Source organism: Lactococcus muris (genome assembly GCF_042849115.1).
Classification (GTDB): Bacteria; Bacillota; Bacilli; order Lactobacillales; family Streptococcaceae; genus Lactococcus; species Lactococcus muris.
On the sequence record NZ_BAAFQO010000033.1, the window covers coordinates 1 to 5,462 of the forward strand.

General features: G+C 48.5%; 1 tRNA gene and 3 rRNA genes. All 4 read right to left on the reverse strand.

The features are described from left to right. Positions 1–115: ribosomal RNA gene (gene rrf, locus ACGHCK_RS11270) — 5S ribosomal RNA — on the reverse strand. A 141-nt stretch (positions 116–256) separates the two neighbouring features. Next, a 23S ribosomal RNA gene (locus ACGHCK_RS11275) occupies positions 257–3,155 on the reverse strand. 281 nt (positions 3,156–3,436) lie between these two features. After that, positions 3,437–3,509, reverse strand: a tRNA-Ala gene (locus ACGHCK_RS11280). Positions 3,510–3,744: 235 nt separating this feature from the next. Then, a 16S ribosomal RNA gene (locus ACGHCK_RS11285) occupies positions 3,745–5,291 on the reverse strand. The 16S, 23S and 5S rRNA genes sit together here with 1 tRNA gene alongside, the layout of an rRNA operon. Positions 5,292–5,462 lie beyond the last annotated feature (171 nt).

Sequence of the window (5,462 nt, forward strand, 5' to 3'; positions counted from 1 at the left end):
ACTTGGCATTTACCCTATCTCGCAGGGGTTCTCCCCAACTACATCCGGCGTAATAGGACTTAACTTCTGTGTTCGACATGGGAACAGGTGTATCTCCTATGCAATCAATACCAAATCATGGTCTGAATGTATTGAACACTCAAAACTAAATAACAAACTCTTGATAAATACGTAAAGCTGAACTTCTTGTAACTGAGTTCAGAGCTAACTTCCTAGGAAAGTTTTCGCTTCGCGAATCGCTCTTCACATCTTAATTTTGGTAAAGTCCTCGAGCTATTAGTACTGGTCCGCTCCATCCCTCACAGAACTTCCACTTCCAGCCTATCAACCTGATCTTCTCTCAGGGCTCTTAATTCATAAAGAATGGGAAATCTCATCTTGAGGTGGGCTTCGCACTTAGATGCTTTCAGCGCTTATCCCTTCCCTACATAGCTACCCAGCGGTGCTCCTGGCGGAACAACTGGTACACCAGCGGTAAGTCCACCCCGGTCCTCTCGTACTAAGGGCAGATCCTCTCAAATTTCCTACGCCCGCGACGGATAGGGACCGAACTGTCTCACGACGTTCTGAACCCAGCTCGCGTGCCGCTTTAATGGGCGAACAGCCCAACCCTTGGGACCGACTACAGCCCCAGGATGCGACGAGCCGACATCGAGGTGCCAAACCTCCCCGTCGATGTGAACTCTTGGGGGAGATAAGCCTGTTATCCCCAGGGTAGCTTTTATCCGTTGAGCGATGGCCCTTCCATGCGGTACCACCGGATCACTAAGCCCTAGTTTCCTACCTGCTCGAGTTGTAGCTCTCGCAGTCAAGCTCCCTTATACCTTTACACTCTTCACATGATTTCCAACCATGTTGAGGGAACCTTTGGGCGCCTCCGTTACTCTTTAGGAGGCGACCGCCCCAGTCAAACTGCCCGACAGACACTGTCTCCCACGCCGATTATGCGTGCGGGTTAGAGCAACCATGAAGCAAGGGTAGTATCCCAACAGCGACTCACTTGAAACTAGCGTCCCAACTTCATTGTCTCCTACCTATCCTGTACATGCTTCACAGGTACTCAATATCAATCTGCAGTAAAGCTCCATGGGGTCTTTCCGTCCTGTCGCGGGTAACCTGCATCTTCACAGGTACTAAAATTTCACCGAGTCTCTCGTTGAGACAGTATCCAAATCATTACGCCTTTCGTGCGGGTCGGAACTTACCCGACAAGGAATTTCGCTACCTTAGGACCGTTATAGTTACGGCCGCCGTTTACTGGGGCTTCAATTCAGAGCTTCGCCTAAGCTAACCCCTCCTCTTAACCTTCCAGCACCGGGCAGGCGTCACCCCCTATACATCACCTTGCGGTTTAGCAGAGAGCTGTGTTTTTGATAAACAGTTGCTTGGATCTTTTCACTGCGGCTGTATTTCTACAGCACCCCTTCTCCCGAAGTTACGGGGTCATTTTGCCGAGTTCCTTAACGAGAGTTCTCTCGATCACCTGAGGCTACTCGCCTCGACTACCTGTGTCGGTTTGCGGTACGGGTAGTATTGCTTTAAACGCTAGAAGATTTTCTTGGCAGGGTGACATCAAGGGCTTCGCAACTGCTGTCGCTTCCCCATCACAGCTCAATGTTAAAGGAAAATGCATTTGACACTTTCCACACCTCACTGCTTAGACCAGAATCCATTAACTGGCTCCCTTTAGCCTACTGCGTCCCTCCATCACTAACAATACTAGTACAGGAATATCAACCTGTTGGCCATCGACTACGCCTTTCGGCCTCGCCTTAGGTCCCGACTAACCCAGGGCGGACGAGCCTTCCCCTGGAAACCTTAGTCTTACGGTGGATAAGATTCTCACTTATCTTGCGCTACTCATACCGGCATTCTCACTTGTAATCGCTCCAGCACCCCTCACGGTATACCTTCATCGCTGATTACAACGCTCTCCTACCATCAATATATTATTGATCCACAGCTTCGGTAATATGTTTAGCCCCGGTACATTTTCGGCGCAGGGTCACTCGACTAGTGAGCTATTACGCACTCTTTGAATGATAGCTGCTTCTGAGCTAACATCCTAGTTGTCTGTGCAACCCCACATCCTTTTCCACTTAACATATATTTGGGGACCTTAGCTGGTGGTCTGGGCTGTTTCCCTTTCGACTACGGATCTTAGCACTCGCAGTCTGACTGCCGCACATGTGTATTAGCATTCGGAGTTTATCTGAAATTGGTAACCCGAGATGGGCCCCTCATCCAAACAGTGCTCTACCTCCAATACACTTAAATTGCGACGCTAGCCCTAAAGCTATTTCGGAGAGAACCAGCTATCTCCCAGTTCGTTTGGAATTTCTCCGCTATCCACAAGTCATCCAAACACTTTTCAACGTGTCCTGGTTCGGTCCTCCAGTGCGTTTTACCGCACCTTCAACCTGCTCATGGATAGGTCACTAGGTTTCGGGTCTACATCATGATACTAAAGCGCCCTATTCAGACTCGCTTTCGCTACGGCTCCGCTTCTTCAGCTTAACCTCGCATCATAACGTAACTCGCCGGTTCATTCTACAAAAGGCACGCTCTCACCCATGGACGGGCTCGAACTTCTTGTAGGCACACGGTTTCAGGTGCTATTTCACTCCCCTCCCGGGGTTCTTTTCACCTTTCCCTCACGGTACTGGTTCACTATCGGTCATTAAGGAGTATTTAGGCTTGGGAGATGGGCCTCCCGGATTCAAACTGGATTTCACGTGTCCAGCCCTACTCAGGATACTGCTAGGTATAAAGTCTATTTCAAATACGAGGCTGTTACTCTCTTTGGCTTACCTTCCCAGGTAATTCTTCTATAAACTTTAAGTCCACGTCGCAGTCCTACAACCCCAAAAAGCAAGCTTCTTGGTTTGGCCTGTTTCCCGTTCGCTCGCCGCTACTTAGGAAATCGTGTTTACTTTCTCTTCCTGCAGGTACTTAGATGTTTCAGTTCTCTGCGTTACCTTCGCGTAAGCTATGTATTCACTTACGGATACTATGCATTACATAGTGGGTTTCCCCATTCGGAGACCTAGGGATCAATGCTTACTTACTGCTCCCCCTAGAATATCGTCGTTAGTCACGTCCTTCGTCGGCTCTTAATGCCAAGGCATCCACCGTGCGCCCTTATTAACTTTGCCATTAAAACAAGTATAAGTTTTTTCGAACTATCTTAAAATAATTCGCAGCTTTACAGAAATGCTTTTAAACATTTCTCGGTTTATTTATCGTTATAAGATTTTGTTATTTAGTTTTCAATGATCAAGTCCTATTTTTACGTCTTCGTTGACATAAGATAACTGAACTCACTGCTTGCATCCTAACAAATTAGATAAATTATCCTCGGATGTAAACATCCTTGCGGTAATTTCCTAAATTTGTACGGATACATCCGCTACGCGGAACGCTGTTCGTATCTTAATGGAGCCTAGCGGGATCGAACCGCTGACCTCCTGCGTGCAAAGCAGGCGCTCTCCCAGCTGAGCTAAGGCCCCATCCTCTCAACGCAATCTTCTACTGCTTGCATTAAAAGACTGGCTATATGGGTTCTCATAGACCCCTCAAAACTGAATAAAGTAGAAGACATCTTTTTTAACTGAGTTCAACACTCACTTCCTAGAAAATTAGATAAATTAGCCTCGGATGTAAACATCCTTCGGTAATTTCCTAAATTTGTACAGAAGTGTCCGCTAGGCGGAACGTGTTTCACATCTTTTTTATATTCCTTAGAAAGGAGGTGATCCAGCCGCACCTTCCGATACGGCTACCTTGTTACGACTTCACCCCAGTCATCGGTCTTACCTTAGGAAGCGCCCTCCTTGCGGTTAGGCAACCTACTTTGGGTACTCCCAACTTCCGTGGTGTGACGGGCGGTGTGTACAAGGCCCGGGAACGTATTCACCGCGGCGTGCTGATCCGCGATTACTAGCGATTCCGACTTCATGCAGGCGAGTTGCAGCCTGCAATCCGAACTGAGAATGGTTTTAAGAGATTAGCGCACCCTCGCGGGTTGGCGACTCGTTGTACCACCCATTGTAGCACGTGTGTAGCCCAGGTCATAAGGGGCATGATGATTTGACGTCATCCCCACCTTCCTCCGGTTTATCACCGGCAGTCTCACTAGAGTGCCCAACTTAATGATGGCAACTAGTAATAAGGGTTGCGCTCGTTGCGGGACTTAACCCAACATCTCACGACACGAGCTGACGACAACCATGCACCACCTGTCACCGATGTACCGAAGTAACTCCTTATCTCTAAGGATTGCATCGGGATGTCAAGACCTGGTAAGGTTCTTCGCGTTGCTTCGAATTAAACCACATGCTCCACCGCTTGTGCGGGCCCCCGTCAATTCCTTTGAGTTTCAACCTTGCGGTCGTACTCCCCAGGCGGAGTGCTTAATGCGTTAGCTGCGCTACAGAGAACTTATAGCTCCCTACAGCTAGCACTCATCGTTTACGGCGTGGACTACCAGGGTATCTAATCCTGTTTGCTCCCCACGCTTTCGAGCCTCAGTGTCAGTTACAGGCCAGAGAGCCGCTTTCGCCTCCGGTGTTCCTCCATATATCTACGCATTTCACCGCTACACATGGAATTCCACTCCCCTCTCCTGCACTCAAGTTCCCCAGTTTCCAATGCACACAATGGTTGAGCCACTGCCTTTTACATCAGACTTAAGAAACCACCTGCGCTCGCTTTACGCCCAATAAATCCGGACAACGCTCGGGACCTACGTATTACCGCGGCTGCTGGCACGTAGTTAGCCGTCCCTTTCTGGTTAGATACCGTCACTTAAGTAACTTTCCACTCTACTTAACGTTCTTCTCTAACAACAGAGTTTTACGATCCGAAAACCTTCTTCACTCACGCGGCGTTGCTCGGTCAGACTTTCGTCCATTGCCGAAGATTCCCTACTGCTGCCTCCCGTAGGAGTCTGGGCCGTGTCTCAGTCCCAGTGTGGCCGTTCACCCTCTCAGGCCGGCTATGTATCATCGCCTTGGTAGTCCTTTACACTACCAACTAGCTAATACAACGCGGGATCATCAAGTAGTGAAGCTTTTGCTTCTTTTAAATAAGAATCATGCGATTCCAATTGTTATGCGGTATTAGCGTTCGTTTCCAAACGTTGTCCCCCGCTACTCGGCAGATTTCCCACGCGTTACTCACCCGTTCGCCGCTCTTCATCTTGGTACAAGTACCTCGATTCGTCGCTCGACTTGCATGTATTAGGCACGCCGCCAGCGTTCGTCCTGAGCCAGGATCAAACTCTCATTTAAAGTCCACTTCTTCAAATGAACTGGCTATTGTTTGTCTTTCATTATTGAATCGACAGGTCTATACAAGAGGTCTCCCTCTCGCATATAGTCATTCTACTTTATTCAGTTTTCAATGGTCTATCATTCTCACAAGTCCCTCGCTTGCGACAACTATTATATTCTACCAAACTA